This window comes from Nocardioides sp. Leaf307, from assembly GCF_001423135.1.
GTDB lineage: Bacteria > Actinomycetota > Actinomycetes > Propionibacteriales > Nocardioidaceae > Nocardioides > Nocardioides kribbensis.
The window spans coordinates 677,959-701,443 of record NZ_LMNY01000002.1 but is presented as its reverse complement, the minus strand read 5'-3'; the positions used below and the strand labels follow the sequence as shown (position 1 = coordinate 701,443).

At 75.5% G+C, this 23,485-nt stretch carries 20 protein-coding genes; 17 read left to right on the top strand and 3 right to left on the bottom strand.

Annotated features, from left to right (window positions below):
- The first annotated feature begins 19 nt into the window (after window positions 1-19).
- The 10 genes from ASF50_RS12520 (at window position 20) to ASF50_RS12475 (ending at window position 11,669) form a co-directional block, all read left to right on the top strand.
- Entirely contained in the window at window positions 20-1,237 is a 1,218-nt protein-coding gene (locus tag ASF50_RS12520; protein ID WP_056904651.1) for a kynureninase, read from the top strand.
- 172 nt (window positions 1,238-1,409) lie between these two features.
- Entirely contained in the window at window positions 1,410-2,417 is a 1,008-nt protein-coding gene (locus ASF50_RS12515; RefSeq protein WP_056904650.1) for a S66 peptidase family protein, read from the top strand.
- 539 nt (window positions 2,418-2,956) lie between these two features.
- Window positions 2,957-4,198, top strand: coding sequence for an FAD-binding domain-containing protein (locus tag ASF50_RS12510; RefSeq protein ID WP_056905005.1), 1,242 nt, complete (start codon window positions 2,957-2,959; stop codon window positions 4,196-4,198).
- 129 nt (window positions 4,199-4,327) lie between these two features.
- On the top strand, window positions 4,328-4,744 hold the full coding sequence (locus ASF50_RS12505; RefSeq protein WP_056905004.1) for a VOC family protein: 417 nt from the start codon (window positions 4,328-4,330) through the stop codon (window positions 4,742-4,744).
- A complete protein-coding gene (locus ASF50_RS12500) occupies window positions 4,741-5,565 on the top strand; it encodes a 4a-hydroxytetrahydrobiopterin dehydratase (protein WP_056904649.1) in 825 nt (274 codons plus the stop codon). The genes ASF50_RS12505 and ASF50_RS12500 overlap by 4 nt, the downstream gene beginning before the upstream one ends.
- A gap of 757 nt (window positions 5,566-6,322) precedes the next feature.
- Window positions 6,323-8,077 carry an acetolactate synthase large subunit gene (locus ASF50_RS12495; protein WP_056904648.1) on the top strand — a complete coding sequence of 585 codons (1,755 nt, stop codon included), beginning with the start codon at window positions 6,323-6,325 and terminating at the stop codon, window positions 8,075-8,077.
- Window positions 8,074-8,628, top strand: a complete 555-nt coding sequence (gene ilvN, locus ASF50_RS12490; RefSeq protein WP_056862306.1) for an acetolactate synthase small subunit — start codon at window positions 8,074-8,076, stop codon at window positions 8,626-8,628. Before ASF50_RS12495 ends, ilvN begins: the two co-directional genes overlap by 4 nt.
- 52 nt (window positions 8,629-8,680) lie before the next feature.
- The gene (gene ilvC, locus ASF50_RS12485; RefSeq protein WP_056862307.1) at window positions 8,681-9,709 is read left to right on the top strand and encodes a ketol-acid reductoisomerase; all 1,029 of its coding nucleotides are present in this window, start codon (window positions 8,681-8,683) and stop codon (window positions 9,707-9,709) included.
- 175 nt (window positions 9,710-9,884) lie between these two features.
- Window positions 9,885-10,598 (top strand): DsbA family oxidoreductase, encoded by a 714-nt coding sequence (locus ASF50_RS12480; protein ID WP_056904647.1) that lies wholly within the window; start codon window positions 9,885-9,887, stop codon window positions 10,596-10,598.
- Window positions 10,599-10,700: 102 nt separating this feature from the next.
- Entirely contained in the window at window positions 10,701-11,669 is a 969-nt protein-coding gene (locus ASF50_RS12475) for an esterase/lipase family protein (RefSeq protein ID WP_056904646.1), read from the top strand.
- Here the strand turns inward: ASF50_RS12475 and ASF50_RS12470 are convergent.
- Window positions 11,648-13,306, bottom strand: a complete 1,659-nt coding sequence (locus tag ASF50_RS12470) for an ABC-F family ATP-binding cassette domain-containing protein (protein ID WP_082503147.1) — start codon at window positions 13,304-13,306, stop codon at window positions 11,648-11,650. The two genes, ASF50_RS12475 and ASF50_RS12470, sit on opposite strands and share 22 nt — an antisense overlap.
- Before the next feature lie 308 nt (window positions 13,307-13,614).
- Here ASF50_RS12470 and serA point away from each other — a divergent pair, with 308 nt between their 5' ends.
- Window positions 13,615-15,201 (top strand): phosphoglycerate dehydrogenase, encoded by a 1,587-nt coding sequence (serA, locus tag ASF50_RS12465; protein WP_056904645.1) that lies wholly within the window; start codon window positions 13,615-13,617, stop codon window positions 15,199-15,201.
- Between the two features lie 22 nt (window positions 15,202-15,223).
- On the opposite strand, the gene ASF50_RS12460 is transcribed toward serA, so the two are convergent.
- Window positions 15,224-16,738: a PLP-dependent aminotransferase family protein gene (locus ASF50_RS12460; protein WP_082503146.1), complete on the bottom strand. Its 1,515-nt coding sequence runs from the start codon at window positions 16,736-16,738 to the stop codon at window positions 15,224-15,226.
- A 61-nt stretch (window positions 16,739-16,799) separates the two neighbouring features.
- On the opposite strand from ASF50_RS12460, the gene ASF50_RS12455 reads away from it, so the two are divergent.
- A complete protein-coding gene (locus ASF50_RS12455; protein WP_056905001.1) occupies window positions 16,800-17,495 on the top strand; it encodes a YczE/YyaS/YitT family protein in 696 nt (231 codons plus the stop codon).
- A gap of 19 nt (window positions 17,496-17,514) precedes the next feature.
- Here the strand turns inward: ASF50_RS12455 and ASF50_RS12450 are convergent, their stop codons facing one another.
- Window positions 17,515-18,084, bottom strand: a complete 570-nt coding sequence (locus ASF50_RS12450) for an O-methyltransferase (protein WP_056904644.1) — start codon at window positions 18,082-18,084, stop codon at window positions 17,515-17,517.
- A 451-nt stretch (window positions 18,085-18,535) separates the two neighbouring features.
- Here ASF50_RS12450 and ASF50_RS19910 point away from each other — a divergent pair, with 451 nt between their 5' ends.
- The 5 genes from ASF50_RS19910 (at window position 18,536) to ASF50_RS12430 (ending at window position 23,460) form a co-directional block, all read left to right on the top strand.
- Window positions 18,536-18,661, top strand: a complete 126-nt coding sequence (locus tag ASF50_RS19910) for a hypothetical protein (RefSeq protein ID WP_264674828.1) — start codon at window positions 18,536-18,538, stop codon at window positions 18,659-18,661.
- A 10-nt stretch (window positions 18,662-18,671) separates the two neighbouring features.
- Entirely contained in the window at window positions 18,672-19,769 is a 1,098-nt protein-coding gene (locus ASF50_RS12445; protein WP_056904643.1) for a 3-isopropylmalate dehydrogenase, read from the top strand.
- 188 nt (window positions 19,770-19,957) lie between these two features.
- The gene (locus ASF50_RS12440; RefSeq protein WP_056862313.1) at window positions 19,958-21,046 is read left to right on the top strand and encodes a branched-chain amino acid aminotransferase; all 1,089 of its coding nucleotides are present in this window, start codon (window positions 19,958-19,960) and stop codon (window positions 21,044-21,046) included.
- A gap of 291 nt (window positions 21,047-21,337) precedes the next feature.
- On the top strand, window positions 21,338-22,318 hold the full coding sequence (locus tag ASF50_RS12435; protein ID WP_235558578.1) for a FecCD family ABC transporter permease: 981 nt from the start codon (window positions 21,338-21,340) through the stop codon (window positions 22,316-22,318).
- Window positions 22,315-23,460 (top strand): FecCD family ABC transporter permease, encoded by a 1,146-nt coding sequence (locus tag ASF50_RS12430; RefSeq protein ID WP_082503145.1) that lies wholly within the window; start codon window positions 22,315-22,317, stop codon window positions 23,458-23,460. The genes ASF50_RS12435 and ASF50_RS12430 overlap by 4 nt, the downstream gene beginning before the upstream one ends.
- The last annotated feature ends 25 nt before the right edge of the window (window positions 23,461-23,485 follow it).

The window sequence follows — 23,485 nt, the reverse complement described above, 5'->3', positions numbered from 1 at the left end:
GCGCGTGTAGACATGCGCCGTGAGCGACCTCGACCCCGCCCCCCGCGACGCCGCCGACCCGCTGGCCCCCCACCGCGACCGCTTCGTCGGCGCGAGCAGCCCGCTGGTCTACCTCGACGGCAACTCCCTGGGCCGCCCCCTCGCCGTCACCGGCGCCCGCCTCGCCGGCTTCGTCGACCACGAGTGGGGCGGGCGGCTGATCCGCGGCTGGGACGAGGACTGGTTCGACCTGCCGCAGCGCGTCGGCGACGACATCGCCCGCACCTGCCTGGGCGCCGCCGCGGGCCAGACCACCATCGGCGACTCCACGACCGTGCTGCTCTACAAGGCGATGCGCGCCGCGGTGGCGCTGCGTCCGGGCCGCGACGAGATCGTGGTCGACCGCGACAACTTCCCCACCGACCGCTACCTCGCCGAGGGCGTGGCCCGCGAGTGCGGGCTGACCCTGCGCTGGGTCGAGGTCGACACCGCGCTCGGGGTGAGCGAGGAGCTGCTGGCCGACGCCGTGGGGGAGCGTACGGCGCTCGTCGTGCTCAGCCACGTGGCCTACCGCTCGGCGTACCTCGCCGACGGCGCGACGCTGACCCGTCTCGCGCACGACGCGGGCGCGCTGGTGCTCTGGGACCTCAGCCACTCGGTGGGCTCGGTGCCGGTGGAGCTCGACGGCTGGGACGCCGACCTCGCGGTGGGCTGCACCTACAAGTACCTCAACGGCGGCCCCGGGTCGCCGGCCTTCGTCTACGTCGCCGAGCGGCTGCTCGCCGAGATCGAGCAGCCGCTGCAGGGCTGGATCGGTGCGCACGACCCCTTCCTCATGGGCCCGACCTATCGCCCGGCCGAGGGCATCCGGCGGATGCTGTCGGGCACGCCGCCGGTGGTCGGCATGCAGCCTGTGCGCGACATGCTCGAGCTCCTCGACCGGGTCGGCATCGCCGCGGTGCGCGAGAAGTCGGTGGGGCTGACCGGCTACGCCCTCGACCTGGCCGACGACCTGCTCGCGCCGCTCGGCGTGGGCGTGGCCACCCCGCGCGACCCCGCCCTGCGCGGCGGCCACGTCACCCTGGTGCACGAGCGGATGCGCGAGGTCACCACCGAGCTGTGGCGCCGCGACGTCATCCCCGACTACCGCGACCCCGGCGGCCTGCGCCTCGGCCTGTCGCCGCTGTCGACGTCGTACGCCGAGGTCCGCGCCGGTCTCGAGCAGGTGCGCGACGTGCTCGGGGGGCTGCTCGGCTGAGGTCGCCGCCGGCCTGCCGGCCTGCCGGGTGAGGTGCGGGACGTCATGCGGAGGGTGGAGTCGCATCCTCGTGGCGCATGACGTCCGGGTGCACGCGCCGCCCGCCCCGCCCGCAGGGCGCTCGTCGCCCCGCCCGCAGGGCGCTCGTCGGGCCGCGTGGCAGGGTGAGGCCATGCGCTACCCCACGCCCCTGCAGCCCGGCGACACGATCGGCGTGACCGCTCCCTCCTCGGGGGTGGCGGGCCCGCTGCGCCCGCGCCTCGACGCCGCCGTGGCCTCGCTGCGCGAGCGCGGCTTCGAGGTGGTGCTCGGCGACTGCCTCGACGGCTCGTCGGTCACCTCCGCCCCGCGCGCCAGGCGCGCGGCCGAGCTCGGCGCGATGCTCACCGACCCCGCGATCCGCGCCGTCGTGCCGCCCTGGGGCGGCGAGCTGGCCGTCGACCTGCTCGAGGAGCTCGACTGGGCCGCCGTCGAGCGCGCCGAGCCCACCTGGGTGGTCGGGTGGAGCGACCTCGACACCGTGCTGCTGCCGCTCACCACCCGGCTGGGCTGGGCCACCCTGCACGGCTGGAACCTCATGGACACCCCCTACGCCGCCCCCGACGGCCTGCTGCACTGGGTCGACGTCGCCTCCGCCACCGGCCCCCTCACCCAGACCAGTCCGGGCCGCTACCGCGCCGACGGCTGGGACGACTACGTCGCCGAGCCCGGCGTCGACCGCATGACGCTGCCCGACGAGGGCGGCTGGTCGCTGCTGGGCGGGGGAGAGGCCTCCTTCTCCGGACGCCTGGTCGGTGGCTGCCTGGAGGTGCTGAGCCCACTGGCGGGCACGGCGTACGCCGACGTGCGCGGCTTCGGCGAGGCCCACGCCGACGACGGCCTGGTCGTCTACGTCGAGGCCGCCGAGCACGGCGCCTACGACGTCGCCCGCGCGCTGCACGGCCTGCGCCTGGCCGGGTGGTTCGACCACGCCACCGGCATCCTCGTCGGGCGCACCTCCGCCCCCGCCGCCGAGCACCTGACCCAGGCCGAGGCGGTCAAGGACGCCCTCGGGATGCTCGACCTCCCGGTCGTCCTCGACGTGGAGATCGGCCACGTGCAGCCCTTCCTCCCGCTCGTCAACGGCGCCCTCGCCGACGTCGACACCGGCGACCGCACCCTCGTCCAGACCTTCGCCTGACCACGCCGTCGCCCGCCCCCGCCCCCGCCGCGGGACGTCATGCGGAGGGTGGATGCGCATCCACGGTGCGCATGACGTTCGCCGCCGGGGCCCGACCCGCCGCCTGCCTGCCCGCCGGCCCGCCGCCCGCCTGCCGCCCGCTGCGGGATGTCATGCGGAGGGTGGATGCGCATCCACGGTGCGCATGACGTTCGCCGCTGGGGGCCCGAGCCGCCGGCCCGCCACCCGCCGGCCCGCCGCCCGCCTGCCGCCCGCTGTGGGACGTCATGCGGAGGGTGGATGCGCATCCACGGTGCGCATGACGCTCGCCGCCGGGGCCCGAGCCGCCCCCCGCCGACCCGCCGCCCGCGCGCCCGCACCGCCGCCCGCTGCGGGACGTCATGCGACAAGTGGATGCGCATCCACCTCTCGCATGACGCTCGCCCCACCCGACCCGACCATCGACCCGCCCCGCACGAGCCGCCCCGCACGAGCCGCCCCGGGCCGACCGGAGCCACGAGGGTGACCCGAGTGTCGGTGGCGCGGGCGATGCTGAGGTGGTGCCCAGCCTCCCGCCGCCCCCGTCCCTCGCCGACGGCGCGACCCGCGACGACGTCGTCGCGTGGGTCGCGGCCCACCTGGGCGACCTGACCCTCGAGGGCCCCGACGGGGTGCGCGCCGGAGCGCTCACCGGCGGGCAGGGCGCCGCCGACGCCGCGCTCGCGGCCCTCGACATCACCGGCTACGCCCGCAACCGCAGCACGGTGCTGCCCGTGGGGCGCCGCGGCGCGAGCCGCATGTCGCCCTACATCCGCCACGGGCTCACCCCGCTGCCCGCGGTGTGGTCGGCGGTCGGCGACGCTTCCGAGCGCGACCGCCGCAAGTACCGCGACGAGCTGCTGTGGCAGGAGTACGCCCGCCACCTCTACGCCCGTGTCGGGCCCGCCCTGGGCCGTCCGCTGCGCCACGAGCAGCCCGCCGGACCCCGACCCGCCGACGGCCGCGACCCCTGGCCGCGGGAGATGGCGTGCATGGACGCCGTGGTCGGCGAGCTCCACGACGACGGGTGGCTGGTCAACCAGACCCGCATGTGGCTGGCCTCCCAGTGGGCCGTGCGCGAGGGTGCGGCCTGGCGCGACGGCGAGGACGCGATGTTCGCCCACCTGCTCGACGGCTCGCGCGCCGCGAACCGGCTGGGCTGGCAGTGGACCACCGGCACGGGCAGCGGCAAGCCCTACGGCTTCAGCCGCTGGCAGGTCGAGAAGCGCGCGCCGCAGCTGTGCCGCTCGTGCCCCCTGAAGGCCGCCTGCCCCGTGCAGGACTGGCCCGAGGCCTCCACCGGCGCGCGGGTCGAGGGGCCCGGCGCCCCCGACCTCGGTCCCGGCGACATCCCGGCCGGCCCCGAGTCGGTCGAGGGCGGCGGGGCCGAGGAGGTCTGGCTCACCGCGGAGTCCCTCGGCGACACCGACCCCGCGCTGGCGGCCGACCCCGAGCGGCCCGCGGTGTTCGTCTTCGACGAGCCGCTGCTGCGCGGTCTGCGGCTCTCGGGCAAGCGGCTGGTCTTCCTCGCCGAGACCCTGGGCGAGCTCGGCGCGGGCCGCGGTCTCGACGTACGCCGGGGCGACGTGGTCGAGGAGCTGGCCGGTCGCTCGCTCGCGACGACCCACGCGCCGGTGCCCGGATGGGCGCGCCGGGCCGCGGCGCTGGAGCCGGCGGAGGTGCACCCGTGGCCGTGGCTGGTGCGTCCGCGGCGCGCCTCGGTGCGGTCCTTCTCGTCGTGGCGCAAGGGCGTGCGGGCCTGAGCCGACCCGGCCCCGGTCCGGGCGGGCGCCGTCGGCGGTGACCACCTCGTGCGGGACGCCGCCCGGCTCGACCCCGGCCGAGCCGTGCAAGCCATGGCCTCGGGCGGCGCCCTCTGGCAGGGTCGGCGGATGGACCAGCGACTCAGCTTCGTGACCCTGGCCGCGCGCGACCTCGCCGCGAGCCGACGGTTCTACCTCGACGGCCTCGGCTGGCGGGCCGCGCTCGACGTCGAGGGTGAGGTGCTGATGGTCAAGGTCGCCGACCGGTTCGTGCTCTCCCTGTGGGACCGCGACGCCTTCGAGGCCGAGGTCGGTCCGCTCGCCGGCGGGCCCGGTCTGGCGCCGCTCACCCTGGCCCACAACGTCGCCACCCGCGAGGAGGTCGACGCCGTGCTCGCCACCGCCCGCGGCGCCGGCGCCGACCCGGTGCACCCCGGGCAGGAGCGCGCCTGGGGCGGCTACACCGGCTACTTCGCCGACCCCGACGGCTACCGTTGGGAGATCGCCTGGAACCCCGGGCCGATCGGGCAGGAGGTCCTCCCATGAGCAGCGACACGAGCCAGACCGACACCACCGACGACCAGCAGACCGACCCGGACAAGCAGGTGCTCACCGGCCACGACGTGGCCGAGGCCCTGCTCGAGGAGTGGCGCTTCGTGCTCGGGCGCCTCCACGCGCGCTTCCGCACCGGCGACTTCAGCACCGGCGCCCGCCTGGTCGCCGCGATCGCCGACGCGGCCGACGCGGTCGACCACCACCCCGACGTCGACCTGCGCTACCCCCACGTCGACGTGGTGCTCTCCAGCCACGACGTCGGCGGCATCACCCGTCGCGACCTGCGCCTGGCCGCCACGATCACCGACCTGGCCGGCCAGGTCGGCGCTGAGCCGGCGCCGCACGAGGTGCAGGCCCTCGAGTGGGCCCTCGACACCCCCGACCCGTCGGGCATCAAGCCCTTCTGGGCCGCCGTGCTCGGTCTCGACCCGAGCGCCGGGAAGGACGACGAGGTGCTCGACGGCGACGGCCGCTCGGCGCTGTGGTTCCAGCGCTCCGCCGACGGGGCCGCCGACAGCTCCGCTGACAACGCCGCCGACAACGCCGCCGACAGTGGCGCCGACGGGGCCGGCGGCGGGGCCGCCGACCGCGCGGGGGCGTCCGGTCAGCGCTTCCACCTCGACGTCACCGTGCCCCCGGAGCTGGCCGAGAAGCGCGTGCGCGCCGCGGTCGAGGCTGGCGGCACCCTCGTCAACGACGGCTACGCCCCGGCCTTCTGGGTGCTCGCCGACGCCGAGGGCAACCACGCCTGCGTCTGCACCTGGCTGGGTCGCGACGGCTCCGCCACCGCCCCGCTCGCCGACGAAGCCTGAGCCCCGCTCGGCCGCCCCCGGCGGGGCGGCCGAGGGTCCGCGCAGCCACCGGGACTGCGCAACCGGCGCAATTGCGCGGGCGGGCGGGACGGTGCCGGGGAGGTTTGCGCGGTCGGCGCGGACGGCACCGCCGCGGGACTGCGCAACCGGCGCAATTGCGCGGGCGGGCGGGACGGTGCCGGGGAGGTTTGCGCGGTCGGCGCGGACGGCACCGCCGCGGGACTGCGCAACCGGCGCAATTGCGCGGGCGGGCGGGCGGGACGGTGGCGGGGAGGTTTGCGCGGTCGGCGCGGACGGCGCCACCGCGGGACCGCGCAACCGGCAAAATTGCGTGATCGGGAACGCCGCACCCAGCCGCGTGCGCACCCGGGCCGCCGATCGGCACCCTCGACCCGACCACGATGTGGGACCGCCGTCCCGCATCGTGGGACGGGGTGGCAGGGTGTGGTGACGGGAGAGGGGCCACGGGCTACCGTGGTCAGCATGCGCCAGGACCTTCTTGTACGCACGCGACGCGTGAGCTGAGACCACCACACCCGGTCGAAGTCCACGTGTCACCCCTCGTCGCCCTCGGGCCGGGGGGCTTTTTTGTGCCTCGCACACCGGAGGCGACCACGAGCGGCACGCCAGATCCAGCACGCAGCACCGGCAGGCGGATCCAGCGCGCAGGTCCAGGCGGCACGGCCCTCCGGGGCCACCTTCCACGAGCCACACACCGGCCCCCCGCGGGCCACACAGGAGCAAGGGGCACAGAGGCATGAGCGAGCAGGTGACGGGTGCGCAGAGCCTGATCAAGTCGCTGGAGGCGGCCGGCGTGACCGACGTCTTCGGCATCCCCGGCGGCGCGATCCTCCCGGCGTACGACCCGCTGATGGACTCCTCCATCCGCCACATCCTGGTGCGCCACGAGCAGGGTGCGGGCCACGCCGCCCAGGGGTACGCCGCCGCGACGGGGCGGGTCGGGGTCTGCATGGCCACGTCGGGCCCGGGCGCGACCAACCTGGTCACGCCGCTCGCCGACGCCCACATGGACTCCGTGCCGCTGGTCGCCGTGACCGGTCAGGTCGGGGCCTCGATGATCGGCACCGACGCCTTCCAGGAGGCCGACATCCGTGGCATCACGATGCCGATCACCAAGCACAACTTCCTCGTCACCGACCCCGCCGAGATCCCGCAGAAGGTCGCCGAGGCCTTCCACATCGCCTCGACGGGTCGCCCCGGGCCGGTGCTGGTCGACGTCGCCAAGTCGGCGCTGCAGGCCATGACCGACTACCGCTGGCCCACCGAGCTCCAGCTGCCCGGCTACCGCCCGGTGACCAAGCCGCACGCCAAGCAGATCCGCGAGGCCGCGCGCCTGGCCCTGGAGGCCCGCCGCCCGGTGCTCTACGTCGGCGGCGGCGTCATCCGCGCCCGCGCCCACCGCGAGCTGCGCGTGCTGGCCGAGCTCACCGGCATGCCGGTGGTCACGACCCTGATGGCCCGCGGCGCCTTCCCCGACTCCCACCCCCAGCACCTGGGCATGCCCGGCATGCACGGCACGGTGGCGGCGGTCGCGGCGCTGCAGAAGAGCGACCTCATCATCAGCCTCGGTGCCCGCTTCGACGACCGCGTCACCGGCAACCTCGACTCCTTCGCCCCCGGCGCCAAGGTCGTGCACGCCGACATCGACCCCGCCGAGATCGGCAAGAACCGCCACGCCGACGTCCCGATCGTGGGCGACTGCCGCGAGGTGATCTCCGACCTCGTCGTGGCGCTCACCGCCGAGAGCGACGCCGGCACCACCGGCGACTACGAGCAGTGGGTGCAGTTCCTGGCCGGGGTGAAGCAGAAGTACGCCCTGGGCTACGACCTGCCCACCGACGGCAGCCTCTCGCCGCAGTACGTCATCGAGCGGCTCGGCTCGATCGCCGGGCCCGAGGCCATCTACACCTCCGGCGTCGGCCAGCACCAGATGTGGGCCGCGCAGTTCATCGGCTACGAGCACCCCAACACCTGGCTCAACTCCGGCGGCCTCGGCACCATGGGCTACTCGGTGCCGGCCGCGATGGGCGCCAAGGTCGGCATGCCCGACACCACCGTCTGGTCGATCGACGGCGACGGCTGCTTCCAGATGACCAACCAGGAGCTCGCCACCTGCGCGATCGAGGGCATCCCGATCAAGGTCGCGATCATCAACAACGAGTCGCTCGGCATGGTGCGCCAGTGGCAGACGCTCTTCTACAACGAGCGCTACTCCAACACCAACCTCCAGCGCCACGGCGGCCCGGTGCGCATCCCCGACTTCGTCAAGCTCGCCGACGCCTACGGCTGCGTCGGACTGTCCTGCGAGGCCCCCGGCGACGTCGACGCCACCATCGAGAAGGCCATGGAGATCAACGACGTGCCCGTCGTGGTGGACTTCCGGGTGCACCGCGACGCCATGGTGTGGCCGATGGTCGCCGCCGGCACCAGCAACGACGACATCAAGTACGCGCGAGACCTCGCGCCCGACTTCGACGAGGACGACCTGTGAGCGCACACGCCGACTCCCGCAGCACCCTGTCGGTGCTGGTGGAGAACAAGCCCGGTGTCCTGGCCCGCATCGCCGGGCTCTTCAGCCGCCGCGGCTTCAACATCGACAGCCTCGCGGTGGGCCCCACCGAGCACCCGGAGATCTCGCGGATGACGATCGTGGTCGACGTCGAGCGCTCCCCGCTGGAGCAGGTCACCAAGCAGCTCAACAAGCTGGTCGAGGTGATCAAGATCGTCGAGCTCGACCAGGGCGCCTCGGTCAACCGCGAGCTGGTGCTCGTCAAGGTCGCCGCCACCGCGGAGACCCGCGGCCAGGTGCTCGACACCGTGCAGCTCTTCCGCGCCAAGGTCATCGACGTGGCCCCCGACGCCCTCACCGTGCAGATCACCGGCAACGCCGGCAAGATCGCCGACTTCCTGCGCGTGCTGGAGCCCTTCGGGATCCGCGAGCTCGTGCAGTCCGGCATGGTCGCCATCGGCCGCGGCTCCCGCTCCATCTCCGAGCGCAGCCTGCGCCCGGTCGCCACCCCCGCTCCGCCCGCCGCGGTCTGACCCGGCGCCCCCGACGCACCTCCACTGAAACCAACCCGAAGGAGAAGCCCCCGTGGCTGAGATGTTCTACGACGACGACGCCGACCTGTCCCTGATCCAGGGCAAGAGCGTGGCGGTCATCGGCTACGGCAGCCAGGGCCACGCCCACTCGCTGTCGCTGCGCGACTCCGGCGTCGACGTCCGCATCGGCCTGCAGCCGGGCTCGAAGAGCCGGGCCAAGGCCGAGGCCGAGGGCCTGCGCGTGCTCACCCCCGCCGAGGCCGCGGAGGAGGCCGACGTCATCGTCATCCTCGCCCCCGACCAGCACCAGCGGAAGCTCTACGCCGAGGAGATCGCCCCGGCGCTCGCCGAGGGCGACACCCTCGTCTTCGGCCACGGCTTCAACATCCGCTTCGGCTACATCACCCCGCCCGAGGGCGTCGACGTCTTCATGGTCGCCCCCAAGGGCCCCGGCCACCTCGTGCGCCGCGAGTACGTCGACGGCCGCGGCGTGCCCGTGCTCGTCGCCGTCGAGAAGGACGCCTCGGGCTCCACCTGGGACCTCGCGCTGTCCTACGCCAAGGCCATCGGCGGCCTGCGTGCCGGCGGCATCAAGACCACCTTCACCGAGGAGACCGAGACCGACCTCTTCGGCGAGCAGGCCGTGCTGTGCGGCGGCGCCTCGCAGCTGGTGCAGTACGGCTTCGAGGTGCTCACCGAGGCCGGCTACCAGCCCGAGGTGGCCTACTTCGAGTGCCTCCACGAGCTCAAGCTCATCGTCGACCTGATGTACGAGGGCGGCATCGCCAAGCAGCGCTGGTCGGTCTCCGACACCGCCGAGTTCGGCGACTACGTCTCGGGCCCCCGGGTCATCACGCCCGAGGTGAAGAAGAACATGGAGGACGTGCTCGCCGACATCAAGAACGGCGCCTTCGCCGAGCGCTTCATCACCGACATGGACAACGGCTCGCCGGAGTTCACCGAGTTCCGCAAGAAGGGCGAGGCGCACCCGATCGAGTCCACCGGCCGCGAGCTGCGCAAGCTGATGGCCTGGGTCAAGAGCCACGACTCCGACTACGTCGAGGGCACCTCCGCCCGCTGACCCGGTCGGTCCCGCCCGGGACGACCCGCACCACCAGCAGCACCAGCAGCACCAGCAGCACCCGCCGAGCCGGCGCCCCACCCGGGGCGCCGGCTCGTGGCGTCCGGTCGCCCGCCACCCGGCCGGCGCGCGGCCCGCGCGGAATGCCCCGTGCCCCGGGGCCGTTGGGGCAGGCATGCAGATCGAGATCTGGTCAGACGTCGTGTGCCCGTGGTGCTACGTCGGCAAGCGCCGGCTGGAGTCGGCGCTGGCCGACTTCGAGCACGCCGACGAGGTCGAGGTGGTCTACCGCTCCTTCGAGCTCGACCCCTCCGCGCCGCACCACGGCCACGAGAAGACCCTGCCGCAGCTGGCGCGCAAGTACGGCCGCCCCGAGGACGAGATGCGCCAGATGGTGGCCTCGCTGGTCGAGACCGGCGCCGAGGAGGGCCTGGAGCTGCGGCTCTTCGACACCGTGCACACCAACACCGTCGACGCCCACCGGCTGCTGCACCACGCCCTCGCCGTCGGCGGGCCCGCGCAGCAGCGCGCGCTCAAGGAGGAGCTGCTCGCGGCGTACTTCAGCCGGGCCGAGGACGTCGGCGACCACGACGTGCTGGTGGCCGCCGCCCGGGCCGCCGGACTCGAGGAGGGGCCGGCCCGCGCGGTCCTCGCCGGGCAGGCCCACGCCGAGGAGGTCGCCGCCGACGTCGAGCAGGCCCGGGCCTACGGCGCCACCGGCGTGCCGTTCTTCGTCGTCGACCGGCGCTACGGCATCTCCGGTGCCCAGCCGGCCGACGTCTTCGCCCAGGTCCTGCGCACCGCCTGGACCGAGGCCCACCCGCCGCTGCAGGTCGTCGGAGCCGGCGAGGCGGGGGAGGCCTGCGGGCCCGACGGGTGCGCGCTCTGACCCACGGCGGGCGCCGGCGGGTGCGGCCGGCGACGGGCCCCGCCCACCTGTCCCGGTGGACAGGTGTGGCCCCGACGGTGTGACGGCGGTTACGGTCGGCGGGTGACCCGACGCTCGCCGCTGCGCGCCCTCGCCGCCCTGCTCGCCACGACCGCCCTGGGGGCCGCGCTCGCCGGCGGGCCGCCGGCGGCGGCGGCCGATCTCGGCCCCGTGGCGTCGGCCGCGGCGTCGGCGGCGCAGGAGAGCGGCGTCGGGCCGCGGCTGACGTCGTTCCCTGCCGCGCTGCTGCTGAGCAACCTGCTGCCCGACCTCGACCCGCCCGGCGCCAACGACTGGGCCTGCCGGCCCAGCGCCGCCCACCCGCGCCCGGTCGTGCTGGTCCACGGCACGGTCGAGAACCGCTACGACAACTGGGCGCAGATGGCCCCCGACCTCGCCGCGGCCGGCTACTGCGTCTTCGCCCTCGACTACGGCAGCTACACCCGCACGCCCTACCGGGGCCTCTCGGACATCGCCGCGTCGGCCCAGGAGCTCTCGGCGTACGTCGACCGGGTGCTGGCCGCCACCGGTGCGGCCGAGGTCGACCTGGTCGGGCACTCGCAGGGCGGGATGATGCCGCGCTACTACCTGCGCTTCCTCGGCGGCGCCGACAAGGTCGACCAGCTCATCGGGCTGTCGTCGAGCAACTACGGCACGACCTTCTTCGGCGTGCTCCCGCTGGTCGCCGCGCTGCCCGGCGGTGAGGGGCTCGTCGGCCTGGCGGCGCCGGCGATCCCGCAGCAGCGGCAGGGCTCGGACTTCCTGGCCCGGCTCAACCAGGGCGGCGACACGGTGCCCGGCGTGCGCTACACCGTCATCCAGACCCTCTTCGACAACGTCGTGACGCCTTACCGCAACGCCTTCCTCAAGGACCCCGGCGTCACCAACATCCTGCTCCAGTCGCGCTGCCCGCTCGACCAGAGCGACCACCTCAGCATCAGCTACTCGCCCAACGTCGTGCGGCTGGTCAAGAACCGGCTCGACCCCTCCACGGCCCGCCCCCTCTGCGTCTACTCCCCGCCGCTGCTCTGAGGCGTCCCGCCCAGGTCGACGACCCGGTCCACGCCGACGTCCTCGAGGAACACTGGGTCGTGGCTCACCACCAGCAGCGCGCCCCGGAAGGCCGCCAGCGCGCTCACGAGGGCGTCGTAGGAGGCCAGGTCGAGGTTGTTGGTGGGCTCGTCGAGCAGCAGCAGCCGCGGCGCCGGGTCGGCCAGCAGCAGGGCCGCCAGGGTCGCGCGGAAGCGCTCCCCGCCGGAGAGCACGCCCACCAGGCGCCCGGCGGCGTCGCCGCGGAAGCCGAAGCGCGCCAGCCGCGCCCGGGCCTCGTGCGCGTCGGCGCCCGGTGAGCGGTCGAGCACCCCGTCGAGCACCGTGCGGGCGGGGTCGAGCACGTCGAGGCGCTGCGGCAGCAGCGCCGTCGGCACGTACGTCGACACCGCGCCGGCGGCGGGCGGCAGCAGCCCGGCCACGGTGTGCAGCAGGGTGGTCTTGCCGGCTCCGTTGGGCCCCACCACCGCGACCCGGTCGGGGCCGTGCACGGCGAGGTCGACCGCGGCGCCGGTGCGCAGCACCAGCCCGGCGGTGGCGAGCACGCGCCGCCCCCGCGGGACCGCGGTGGCGGGCAGGTCGACCCTGACCGCGGTGTCGTCGTGGACCCGGCGCGCGGCCTCCTCGAGCCGGGCACGGGCGTCCTCGAGGCGCCCCTCGTGGACCGTGCGGTAGCCCGCGGCCGAGCGCTCCGAGCGGTTCTGCTTGTAGTCGATCTCGGCGCGTCCCATGCCGCCGGCACGTGCGGCGCGCACGCCCTGGCGCCGGCGCTGGGCGATCACGCGCTCGGCCTCGACCCGGTCGGCCCGCTGGCGCCGCACCTCGGAGCGGGCCGAGGTGACGGCGGCCGCGGCGGCCTCCTGCTCGGCGCGCAGCTGCGCGGCGTAGGCCGACCAGCCGCCGCCGTACCACCGCACCCGCCCCGCGCGGAGGTCGCCGACGCGGTCGACCTGCTCGAGCAGCGCGCGGTCGTGGCTGACCACGACCAGGGTCCGGGTCCACGACGCCAGCACCTCGCCGAGACGTCGCCGCGCGGCGGCGTCGAGGTTGTTGGTGGGCTCGTCGAGCAGCAGCACGTCGGGTCGGCGCAGCAGCAGCCGCGCCAGCCCGAGCCGCACCACCTCGCCGCCCGAGAGCTCGCCGAGGCGGCGCCCGAGCACCCCGGCGGGCAGCCCGAGGCGGTCGAGCTCGGCCTCGGCGCGGTCGGGCAGGTCCCAGTCGTCGCCGACCTCGGTCACCAGCCGGGTCGCCCGCTCGTCGGAGGCGCCGGCCTCCAGCTCGCGCAGCGCTCGGCGCACCGACCCGACGCCGAGCACGTCGGCGACGGCCGCGCCGACGTCGAGGGTGAGGTCCTGCGGCAGCAGCCCGACCTCCCCGCGCACCGCGACGTGACCGGAGGTGGGCGTCAGCTCACCGGCCACCAGCCGCAGCAGGGTGGACTTGCCCGAGCCGTTGGCCCCGACCAGGCCGGAGCGGCCGGGGGGCACCGCGAGGTCGAGCGGCTCGCCGCCGCCGAGGGCGGGGGTGCCGTCGGCCCAGGTGTGGACGACCCCCGCCAGCCTGATCGCGGGCGCCGGGTCCGGGGGCGGGGAGGGGGTACGAGGGGTGGGTGCGGGCATGGGGCCTCCTGAGGACGTGACGGATCGCGGGCGAGCGGGGCTCGCCGACGCGGGGACGTGGGCCTCAGAGGAGCAACCGGACCTGCCGTGGGGGAGGGGATGGGACGGGTCCACGGTAAGTCGCCGCGTAGGCGCGGTGCCACCGCTTTCCCGTCGCCCGCGGCCGGTAGGGTGCGGGCCGCACAGCGTCGTGCACCGTCCCGTCCCCGCCGTCGTCCCGCGACCGCGCCGCGCACCGCCCCGGCGGCCCGCGTCTCTCGCGGCCACGCCCCGGGGAGCCCCGTCGAGGACCAGCGAGGTCACCGCTCGTGAGCAAGCCCGTCGTCCTGATCTGCGAGCCGCTGAGCCCGGCCACCCTCGAGGCCCTCGGCCCCGACGTCGAGGTCCGCACCTGCGACGGCACCGACCGCGCCCGCCTGCTCCGCGAGGTCGCCGACGCCTCCGCGCTCGTCGTGCGCTCCGCGACGCGGGTCGACGCCGAGGTCCTGGCGGCCGCGCCCCGCCTGCGGGTCGTCGCCCGGGCCGGGGTCGCCCTCGACACCATCGACGTGCGCGCCGCCACCCACGCGGGCGTGGTCGTCGTCAACGCGCCCACCTCCAACGCGGTCTCGGTGGCCGAGCTGGCCGTGGGCCTGCTGCTGGCCGCCGCCCGGTGCGTCGTACCGGCCCAGGAGGCGCTGCGGGAGGGGCGGTGGGAGCGGGAGAGCTTCACCGGCACCGAGCTCTACGACAAGACCGTCGGCGTGGTGGGGCTGGGCCGCATCGGCGTGCTCGTCGCGCAGCGCCTCGCGGCCTTCGGCATGAAGGTGCTGGCCTACGACCCCTACGTCCAGCCCGGCCGCGCCGCCCAGGTCGGCGTGCGCCTGGTCGACCTCGCCACCCTGCTGCGCGACTCCGACGTCGTCTCGGTGCACCTGCCCCGCACCCCCGAGACCACCGGGCTGATCGGGGAGGCCGAGCTGCGGCTGGTGCGGCCCTCGGTCATCGTCGTCAACGCCGCACGCAGCGGCGTCGTCGACGAGGCCGCGCTCCACGACGCCCTCGTCGAGGGCAGGGTGGCCGCCGCGGCCCTCGACGTCTTCGAGCACGAGCCGGCCACGGGCAGCCCGCTGCTGGGGCTGCCGGGTGTCGTGGCCACGCCGCACCTCGGCGCCTCCACCCACGAGGCCCAGGAGAAGGCGGGGCTGGCGGTCGCCCGGTCGGTGCGCCTGGCGCTGGCCGGCGAGCTGGTGCCCGACGCCGTCAACGTGCAGGGCGGCGTCATCGCCCACGACGTGCGCCCCGGCATCCCGCTGACCGAGCGGCTGGGCCGGATCTTCAGCGCGCTGGCCGGCGAGGCCGCCGCCAGCCTCGACGTGGAGGTGCGCGGCGAGATCACCGACCACGACGTCACCGTGCTCGAGCTCGCCGCCCTCAAGGGCGTGCTGGCCGACATCGCCGAGGAGACCGTCTCCTACGTCAACGCCCCGCTGCTGGCCGCCGAGCGCGGCACCGCCGTGCGCCTCGTGGTCGACCCCGAGAGCCCCGACCACCGCAACCTCGTCACCCTGCGCGGCACCCTCGCGGGCGGCGACACGGTCTCGGTCAGCGGCACCCTGGTCGGCATCGGCCAGCGCGAGCGGCTCGTGGAGGTCAACGGCTACGCCCTCGACATCGAGCCCACCGACCACCTGGCCTTCCTCACCTACGCCGACCGCCCCGGCGTCGTCGGCACCGTCGGGCGGGTGCTCGGCGACGCGGGCGTCAACATCGGCGGCATGCAGGTCTCCCGCGACGCCCCCGGGGGCCTGGCCCTCGTCGCCCTCTCGGTCGACTCCGCCGTGCCCGCCGACGTGCTCGCCGCCATGGGGCGCGCCATCGACGCGGTCTCCGTGCGCGCCGTCGACCTCACCTGAGGACGCCCGGGCGAGGTGGGTCTCAGGCGACGGTGACGCGGTCGCGGGCGGTGTGGGAGCGGCCGCGGCCGCGGGCGACGACGTCCCAGGCCTCGGCCAGGCGGGCCACGGCGTCGTCGAGCTCAGCGGCCGGGCGCGACCAGGGCAGCCGCACGAAGCGGTCGAGACCGCCGTCGGCGGCGAAGACCGGGCCGGGCGCGACGAGCACGCCGCGTCGCTCGGCCTCGTCGGCCAGGGCGCTGGCCCGCGCCGCCGGCAGCTCGCACCACAGCGCCAGCCCGCCGCCGGGCAGGCGGAAGCGCCACCCGGGCAGGCGCGAGCGCACCGACGCCGCGAGCGCGTCGCGCTGCGTGCGCAGCCGGGTGACGTGCTCGGGCAGCACCGGCCCGCCGGCCAGCAGCCGCGTCAGCACCAGCTGCTCCATGACCGGGGAGCCGAGGTCGAGCACGAGGCGGGCCTGGGTGAGGGCCTCCACGCGGTGGTGCGGTGCCCTGACCCAGCCCAGCCGCAACCCGCCCCAGAAGGACTTGCTGGCGCTGCCGAGCGTGATCGTGTCGGGGGAGTGCAGGGCGAAGGGCGCGGGCATCGCCTGGCCGTCGAGGGCCAGGGCCTGGTGGGCCTCGTCGACCACCGCGACCGTGCCCGCGGCGCGCAGGTAGGAGGCGTAGCGCTCGCGCTCCTCGTCGGCCATGAGCAGGCCGGTCGGGTTCTGGAAGTCGGGCACGAGGTAGGCCAGGGCCGGGCGGCTGCGCCGCAGGGTGCTCGCGACGGCGTCGAGGTCCCACCCGTCGGGGTCCACCGGGCAGGGCACCAGCCGGGCGCCGGCGTTGCGGATGGCGCCGGTCGCGTTGGGGTAGACCGGCGACTCCACCAGCACCCGTGAGCCCGGCCCGGCGAAGGCCCGGGCCACGATCGCGGCCGCGGAGAGCGCACCCGGGGTGACCAGCACCTGCGCGGGGTCGGTGGGCAGGCCCCGTGCGGCGTACGACGCGGCGATCGCGGCCTGCAGCGCCGGCATGCCGGCCGGGAAGTAGCCGTGACCGCCGAGGTGGGCCGGCAGCAGTGCTGCGGCCTCGGCGAAGGCGGCGGCCAGGCCCGGCGGCGCGCTGGCCGCGGCGCAGTTGAGGTCGATGGCCTCGGCGTCGTCGGGGCCGGGCAGCAGGGCGCGGTCGTGGGCCCGGCCGCGCCCGCCCGGCAGCCGGGCGAAGGTGCCGGCGCCCTGCCGGGCCTCGGCGAAGCCGGTCTCGCGCAGCGCGGCGTAGGCGCGGGTGACGGTGGTGCGCGAGACGGCCAGCGCCTCGGTGAGGTCTCGCTCGCTGGGCAGCCGGGTGCCGTAGCCGATGCGGCCGTCGCCGATGAGCAGGGTGAGGGCGTCGGCGAGGCCGAGGTAGGCCGGGGAGCGGTCGAAGCCGCCCACGAGCGCGGCCAGGCGCGGGGCCGACACCGTCGTGGCGCTCAGCGGCAGCGGGCCCGGGTCGGAGCGCCGCGCCCCGGCCGGGCGGTGGGGCGCGCTGCGGGCGGAGGTGGCCTGGGTCATGCAGACCACTGTCCCACGATTGGCTATTTGTTCCCAGGCCAATCGGGCGCAGGCTGGTGTGGTGCCCACGACCACCGCCACCCGACGCCCCCGACCCGCCCTGGCCGACCTCGGACCCGTCGCCCAGCTGCGGGCGGGGCGCCTGGGCCGCCGGCTGCCCCAGCTCGCCGTCGGCCTGGTGCTCTACGGCGTGTCGCTGGCCATGATGGTCCGCGGCGACCTGGGTCTGGCCCCCTGGGACGTGCTGCACTCGGGGCTGGCGGGCCTGGTGCCGCTCACCCTCGGCCAGGTGATCGTGGCGGTGAGCTTCCTGCTGCTGCTCGCCTGGGTGCCGCTGCGCGAGGTGCCGGGCCTCGCCACCGTCGCCAACGCCGTCGTGGTGGGCCTCTCCGCCGACGCCACGCTGGCCCTGCTCGAGGCGCCGCAGGGCTGGGCCGCCCGCGCCGCCCTCATGGTCGGCGGCGTCCTGCTGTGCGGCTTCGCCAGCGCGCTCTACATCGGCGCCCAGCTGGGTCGCGGCCCCCGCGACGGGCTGATGACCGGGCTGAGCCGGCGCACGGGGCTGTCGCTGCGGCTGGTGCGCACCGGGCTCGAGGTGAGCGTCGTGCTGCTCGGCCTGGCCCTCGGCGGGGTGCTCGGGCTCGGCACGGTGCTCTACGCGCTCGCGATCGGCCCGCTGACCCAGGCGATGCTGCCGTCCCTCACGGTCGACCTGCGCCTCGACCCCGCCCGCGGACCCGCCGCCGGCGGCTCCTGAGGTCCGGCGGGCCGGAGCCTCAGCGCCGGGTGGCGATGAGGGTGGAGGCGTCGGAGGCCACCATCACCTCGACGGTGGTGAAGCGGGGGTCGGTGAGCCACTGCTCGCGCAGGGTGTCGACGCGGCCGTAGCTGATCGGCGGCCAGACCTCGCAGGGGGTGAAGTCGTCGAGGACGACGATGCCGCCGGCCTCGACCAGGTCGGCCACGGCGTCGACACCGACCTCGGTGGGCTCCCCGGAGTCGAGGAAGAGCAGCGAGAAGGGGCCCTTGTCGAGCAGGGTCGACCAGTCGGCGGCCAGCACCTCGACCTGACCGTCGTCGACGAAGATCTCGGAGGCGGCGCCGGCCAGGCGGGGGTCGAGCTCGGCGGTGACGATCCGGGTGGCGTCGTCGCGCACCCCCGAGCGCAGCCAGGCCGTGCCCACCCCGCAGCCGGTCCCGAACTCCGCCATGGTGCCGGAGCGGGTGGCGGCGAGCGTCGCCAGCAGCCGGCCGGTCTCGTTGCGGCAGAACGACACGTACCCCGCGCGCCGTGAGACCGCGAACGCGCGGGCGACCACGTCGGGAAGGTCGGGAGGGGCGCTCATGCGCCGAGTCTCCCACTGCGGGACGGTCGTCTCGGATCGCGGACGGATTCCGGAAAGCGGTGGCCGGCGTCCGGAATGCGGGGCTACCGTGGTCGCACCATGCGGAGCATCCTCGTACTCATCGAGCGCCGCGGCGGGGCCCAGCAGTAGATCTGCTCAGAGAGGCCACCTCGCCGCGGTGGTCGTCGTACGTGGTCTCTTGGCACTGCTGGATCGATGACGTCCCTACCGGTCGGCCCGTGCGCCACGCGCGACCCGCCCCCCGCACGGCCCGTCCCTCGTGCGATCCGCGAGCCGACCCGCCCGCCCGTGTGGGGTGTCGTCGTTCCAGCCGTGCCGCGAGCCGCACGGCGCCACCGCCGTCGGCCGGCGCCCCGCCGGTCGGCGCGACCGACCGGGTCACGACCCGGGAACGAGCCCGGGAACGAACCCAGGACCGAAGGAGAGACCGATGTACGACATGTACCCCGAGTGGGGACCGGCCAGCCACGACCCCGAGAACCCCCGCAGCCGCGAGGCCCTCCAGCGCTCGCTCGACCAGCGGGACGACGGGGGCGAGCGGCCCGACGACAACTAGCCTTCCGCGCATGACCGACCCGAACGCCGCCCCCACCTCCGGAGCACCCTCCGGGCCCGCCACCGGCACCGTGCGCCTCGCCGTCATCCCCGGCGACGGCATCGGGCCGGAGGTGACCGCCGAGGCCCTCAAGGTCCTCGACGTGGTCGCCCCCGCGGGAGTGACGTTCGAGCAGACCCACTACGACCTCGGCGCCGAGCGCTACCTCGCCACCGGCGAGGTGCTGCCCGACTCCGTGCTCGGCGAGATCCGCCAGCACGACGCCATCCTCCTCGGCGCGGTCGGCGGCAAGCCCAACGACCCGAACCTGCCCCCGGGCATCCTGGAGCGCGGCCTGCTGCTGCGGCTGCGCTTCGAGCTCGACCACTACGTCAACCTGCGACCCTCCCGGATCTTCCCGGGCGTGACGTCGCCCCTCGCACACCCCGGCGAGGTCGACTTCGTGGTGGTCCGCGAGGGCACCGAGGGCCCCTACACCGGCAACGGCGGCGCCCTGCGCGTCGGCACCCCGGCGGAGGTCGCCACCGAGGTCTCGGTCAACACCGCCTTCGGCGTGGAGCGCGTCGTGCGCGACGCCTTCGCCCGCGCCCAGCGCCGGCCCCGCAAGAAGCTCACCCTGGTCCACAAGACCAACGTCCTCGTGCACGCGGGCGCGGTGTGGTGGCGCCTGACCCAGCAGGTCGCCCGGGAGTTCCCCGAGGTCACCGTCGACTACATGCACGTCGACGCGGCCATGATCTTCCTGACCACCGACCCCGCGCGCTTCGACGTGATCGTCACCGACAACCTCTTCGGCGACATCGTCACCGACCTGGCCGCCGCCATCACCGGTGGCATCGGCCTCGCGGCCTCCGGCAACGTCAACCCCGACCGGACCGCCCCCAGCATGTTCGAGCCCGTGCACGGCTCCGCGCCCGACATCGCGGGCCAGCAGAAGGCCGACCCCACCGCGGCGATCCTCTCCGCCTCGCTCCTGCTCGACCACCTCGGGCACCCGCAGGCGGCCGCCGTCATCGAGGCGGCGGTGATCGCCGACCTGGCCGAGCGCGCCGGCTCGCGCCCGACCGCCGAGGTCGGCGACGCGATCGCCGCACGCGTCGGCGGCTGACCGGCCCCACCGCTCACGGACGCCTCCTCCCGACCGGGGGGAGGCGTCCGCGCGTCACGGGGGCCGCACGACCGCGTCGTACGCCGCTCCGCCCCAGCCCGTCCCAGCCCAGCCCGTCCCAGCCCGCCCGCCCGCGGCCGCCCACACCGCGCCGGGCCCCACCACCGAGGTCGACTACCGTGAGCCCCATGCAGATCAGCACCACCCTGACGTCCACCCCCGTCGACGACGCGCGCCTCGCGGGCATCCTGGGCGACCCCGGGTTCGGCAACTTCTTCACCGACCACATGCTCACCGTGGAGTGGACCCCCGAGGCCGGCTGGCACGACGCCCGCATCGAGCCCTACGCGCCGCTGAGCATCGACCCGGCCTCGGCGGTGCTGCACTACGCGCAGGAGACCTTCGAGGGGATGAAGGCCTACCGTCACGCCGACGGCTCGGTCTGGTCCTTCCGCCCCGAGGAGAACGCGAAGCGCATGGCGCGCTCCAGCCACCGCCTCGCGCTGCCGGTGCTCGACCCCGCCGACTTCGTGCAGGCCGTCGACGCCCTCGTCGAGGTCGACCAGCGCTGGGTGCCCGACACCACCGCGCCCGGCGCGGGGGAGAAGAGCCTCTACCTGCGACCGTTCATGTTCGCCTCCGAGGTGTTCCTGGGCGTGCGCCCGGCCCAGCACGTCACCTTCATGGTCATCGCCAGCCCCGCCGGGGCCTACTTCAAGGGCGGCGTGAAGCCGGTCAGCCTGTGGCTGACCGAGGAGTACACCCGCGCCGGTCGCGGCGGCATGGGCGCGGCCAAGACCGGGGGCAACTACGCCAGCTCGCTGGTCGCCCAGCAGGAGGCGATCGCCCAGGGCTGCGACCAGGTCGTCTTCCTCGACGCCCAGGAGGGTCGCTACGTCGAGGAGCTCGGCGGCATGAACCTCTACTTCGTGCACCGCGACGGGCGCATCGTCACCCCCGCGACCGGCACGATCCTCGAGGGCATCACCCGCGCCAGCATCATCGAGCTGGCCCGGGAGATGGGCCACGTCGTGGAGGAGCGCAGGTTCTCCATCGACGAGTGGCGCGAGGGCGTCGCCAGCGGCGAGATCACCGAGATCTTCGCCTGCGGCACCGCCGCCGTGGTCACCCCCGTCGGAGCCCTGAAGTGGGACGGCGGGGAGGTGCCCTGCGCCGCCGAGGCCGGCGAGGTCACCACCGCCGTGCGGCAGGCCCTCGTCGACGTCCAGTTCGGTCGCGCCGAGGACACCTTCGGCTGGATGCACCGCATCGTCTGACGACCGGCCGACCGGCCGACCGGCCGACCGGCCGACCGCCGGCCGGCGGGCGACGCCGGGTGCGGCGTCCGCGACGCGGGCACCGCCCTGGCCGCGCGCTGCCGAGTGAGGTTACCCTTACCTAAGTCGCTCGCGCAGACGGTGCGGGCACCGGCGGAGGGTCGAGCCATCAGCGTCGTCGCGGAGACCGGCACAGCGCCCCACGCCCCCCAGGGACCGCCGCAGGGTCGAGGTGGCGGAGGCCGTCGCGAGGATGGCCCGCGGGCGCCTCGCACGACCCTGCGCGGCGTCGTGGCGCTGCTCGTCCTGCTGCTCCTGGTGGCCGTCGTGGCCCTCGCCAGCCTGGTGTGGGGCGCGCGCGACGTGGCCCCGGGCCAGGTGTGGCGCGCGCTGGTCGACCCGGTGACCGGCGACAACGACCACCTCGTCGTGCGCGACCTGCGGGTGCCGCGCACCCTGATCGGCCTCGCCGCCGGCGCCGCGCTCGGCGCGGCGGGAGCGCTCATGCAGGGCGTCACCCGCAACCCCATCGCCGACCCCGGCCTCCTCGGCATCAACGCCGGCGCCTCGCTCGCCGTGGTCGCGGCCATCGCCGGACTCGGGGTGGCCTCGACCGCCGCCTACCTCCCCTTCGCCTTCGGCGGTGCCGCCGTCGCCGCGCTCGTCGTCTACGGCGCCGCCTCGCTCGGCTGGGAGGGCGTCACCCCGGTCAAGCTCGCGCTGGTGGGCGCCGCCTTCACCGCCACGGCCACCTCGGTCATCACCGTCGTGCTGCTCACCGACCGCCGCACCCTCGACGAGTACCGCTTCTGGCAGGTCGGCTCGCTGGCCAACCGCCCGCTCGACGTGCTCACCACCGTCCTGCCCTTCGTGCTCGTCGGGCTCGCCCTGGCGCTGGCCGCCGGTCGGGTGCTCAACGCGCTCGCGCTCGGCGACGACGTGGCCCGCGGGCTGGGCCAGGACGTCACCCGGGGCCGCCTGCTGGTGGTCACCGCGGTCGTGCTGCTGTGCGGGTCCGCGGTCTCCCTGGTGGGCCCGATCGCCTTCGTGGGGCTCGTCGTGCCCCACGTCGCGCGCGCGGTGGTCGGTCCCGACTACCGGTGGATCGTGGTGCTCTCCACCGTGCTGGGCCCGGTCGTGCTGCTCCTCGCCGACGTGGTCGGCCGTCTCGTCGCCCGCCCCGGCGAGGTCGAGGCCGGTCTGGTCGTCGCGGTCATCGGCGCCCCCGTGCTCGTCGCGCTCGTGCGCCGCTCGAAGGCGGTGGCGGCATGAGCGCCCCGTCCTCCACCCGCCCCGGCCCCGCCTCCGCGTGCCGGCAGCAGGGCCCGTCCGGGGCTGCCGCGGGCCAGGTCGCGCCCGACGGGTCGACGCCGGGCCCGGTGGAGGTCGCGCGCCGCGGGCTGGCCGCGAGCCGTCGCCGTCGCCTGCGCCGTCGCGCCGTCGTGACCGTGGCCCTGGCCGCCGTCGCGCTCACCCTGTCGGCGCTCGCCCTCATGCTCGGCGACTTCCGCCTCTCGGTGGGCCAGGTCGTGGGCGCCCTCGTCGGCAGCGACGACGACCTCGCCGCCCGCTTCGTCGTGGTCGACCTGCGCGCCCCCCGCCTCGTGCTCGGGGTGCTGGTCGGGCTGGCCTTCGGCCTGGCCGGGGCGCTCTTCCAGTCGGTGCTGCGCAACCCGCTGGCCAGCCCCGACGTCATCGGCATCTCCCAGGGCGCCAGCGCCGGCGCCGTGGCCGCGCTGCTGCTCGGTGGAGCCACCGGCGCCGCGGTCTCCGCCTCCGCGCTGGTGGGCGGTGCCCTCGTCGGCCTCCTGCTCTACGCCGTGGCGTGGCGGCAGGGCATGACCGGCCACCGCTTCGTGCTCGCCGGCATCGGCGTGGCCTACGTCTGCAGCAGCGTGGTGGGCTACCTGCTGACGCGCAGCGAGGTCAACGAGGCGCAGGCCGCGCTGCTGTGGATGACCGGCAGCCTGGCCCAGGCCACCTGGGGCCTCGTCGTGACCCTGGGGGTGGCGCTCGCGGTGCTGGTGCCGCTCGTCGTGCTGGTGGCCCGGGGCCTCGACCTGCTGCTGCTCGGCGACGAGCAGGCCGCCGGGCTCGGCATCCGCCCCGAGGTGGTGCGCGCCCTGGTCATCGCCCTGGGGGTGGCCCTGGCCTGCGTGGCGACCGCCGCCGCCGGCCCCGTGGCCTTCGTCGCCTTCACCGCCGCCCCCGTCGCGCGTCGCCTCCTCGGCGATGGCTCGCTGGCCCTGCTCCAGGCGGCCCTCGTCGGGGTCGTGCTCGTCGTCGGCGCCGACGTCGTGGCCCAGCACCTCCTGCCCGCCGACCTCGCCGTCCCCGTCGGTGTCGTCACCGGCGCCGTCGGCGGCCCCTACCTGATCTGGCTGATGGCCAGCGGACGCACCCGGACCGCGTGAGCCGGACGTCGTGAGAAGGAGATCC

Excerpts from the sequence above, each read along its gene's own strand:
- ASF50_RS12515 (WP_056904650.1), top strand. The coding sequence starts at position 1,410 with ATGCGCTACCCCACGCCCCTGCAGCCCGGCGACACGATCGGCGTGACC.
- ASF50_RS12505 (WP_056905004.1), top strand. The coding sequence starts at position 4,328 with ATGGACCAGCGACTCAGCTTCGTGACCCTGGCCGCGCGCGACCTCGCC.
- ASF50_RS12500 (WP_056904649.1), top strand. The coding sequence starts at position 4,741 with ATGAGCAGCGACACGAGCCAGACCGACACCACCGACGACCAGCAGACC.
- ASF50_RS12495 (WP_056904648.1), top strand. The coding sequence starts at position 6,323 with ATGAGCGAGCAGGTGACGGGTGCGCAGAGCCTGATCAAGTCGCTGGAG.
- ASF50_RS12480 (WP_056904647.1), top strand. The coding sequence starts at position 9,885 with ATGCAGATCGAGATCTGGTCAGACGTCGTGTGCCCGTGGTGCTACGTC.
- ASF50_RS12470 (WP_082503147.1), bottom strand. The coding sequence starts at position 13,306 with ATGCCCGCACCCACCCCTCGTACCCCCTCCCCGCCCCCGGACCCGGCG.
- ASF50_RS12460 (WP_082503146.1), bottom strand. The coding sequence starts at position 16,738 with ATGACCCAGGCCACCTCCGCCCGCAGCGCGCCCCACCGCCCGGCCGGG.
- ASF50_RS12450 (WP_056904644.1), bottom strand. The coding sequence starts at position 18,084 with ATGAGCGCCCCTCCCGACCTTCCCGACGTGGTCGCCCGCGCGTTCGCG.
- ASF50_RS19910 (WP_264674828.1), top strand. The coding sequence starts at position 18,536 with ATGTACGACATGTACCCCGAGTGGGGACCGGCCAGCCACGACCCCGAG.
- ASF50_RS12445 (WP_056904643.1), top strand. The coding sequence starts at position 18,672 with ATGACCGACCCGAACGCCGCCCCCACCTCCGGAGCACCCTCCGGGCCC.
- ASF50_RS12440 (WP_056862313.1), top strand. The coding sequence starts at position 19,958 with ATGCAGATCAGCACCACCCTGACGTCCACCCCCGTCGACGACGCGCGC.
- ASF50_RS12430 (WP_082503145.1), top strand. The coding sequence starts at position 22,315 with ATGAGCGCCCCGTCCTCCACCCGCCCCGGCCCCGCCTCCGCGTGCCGG.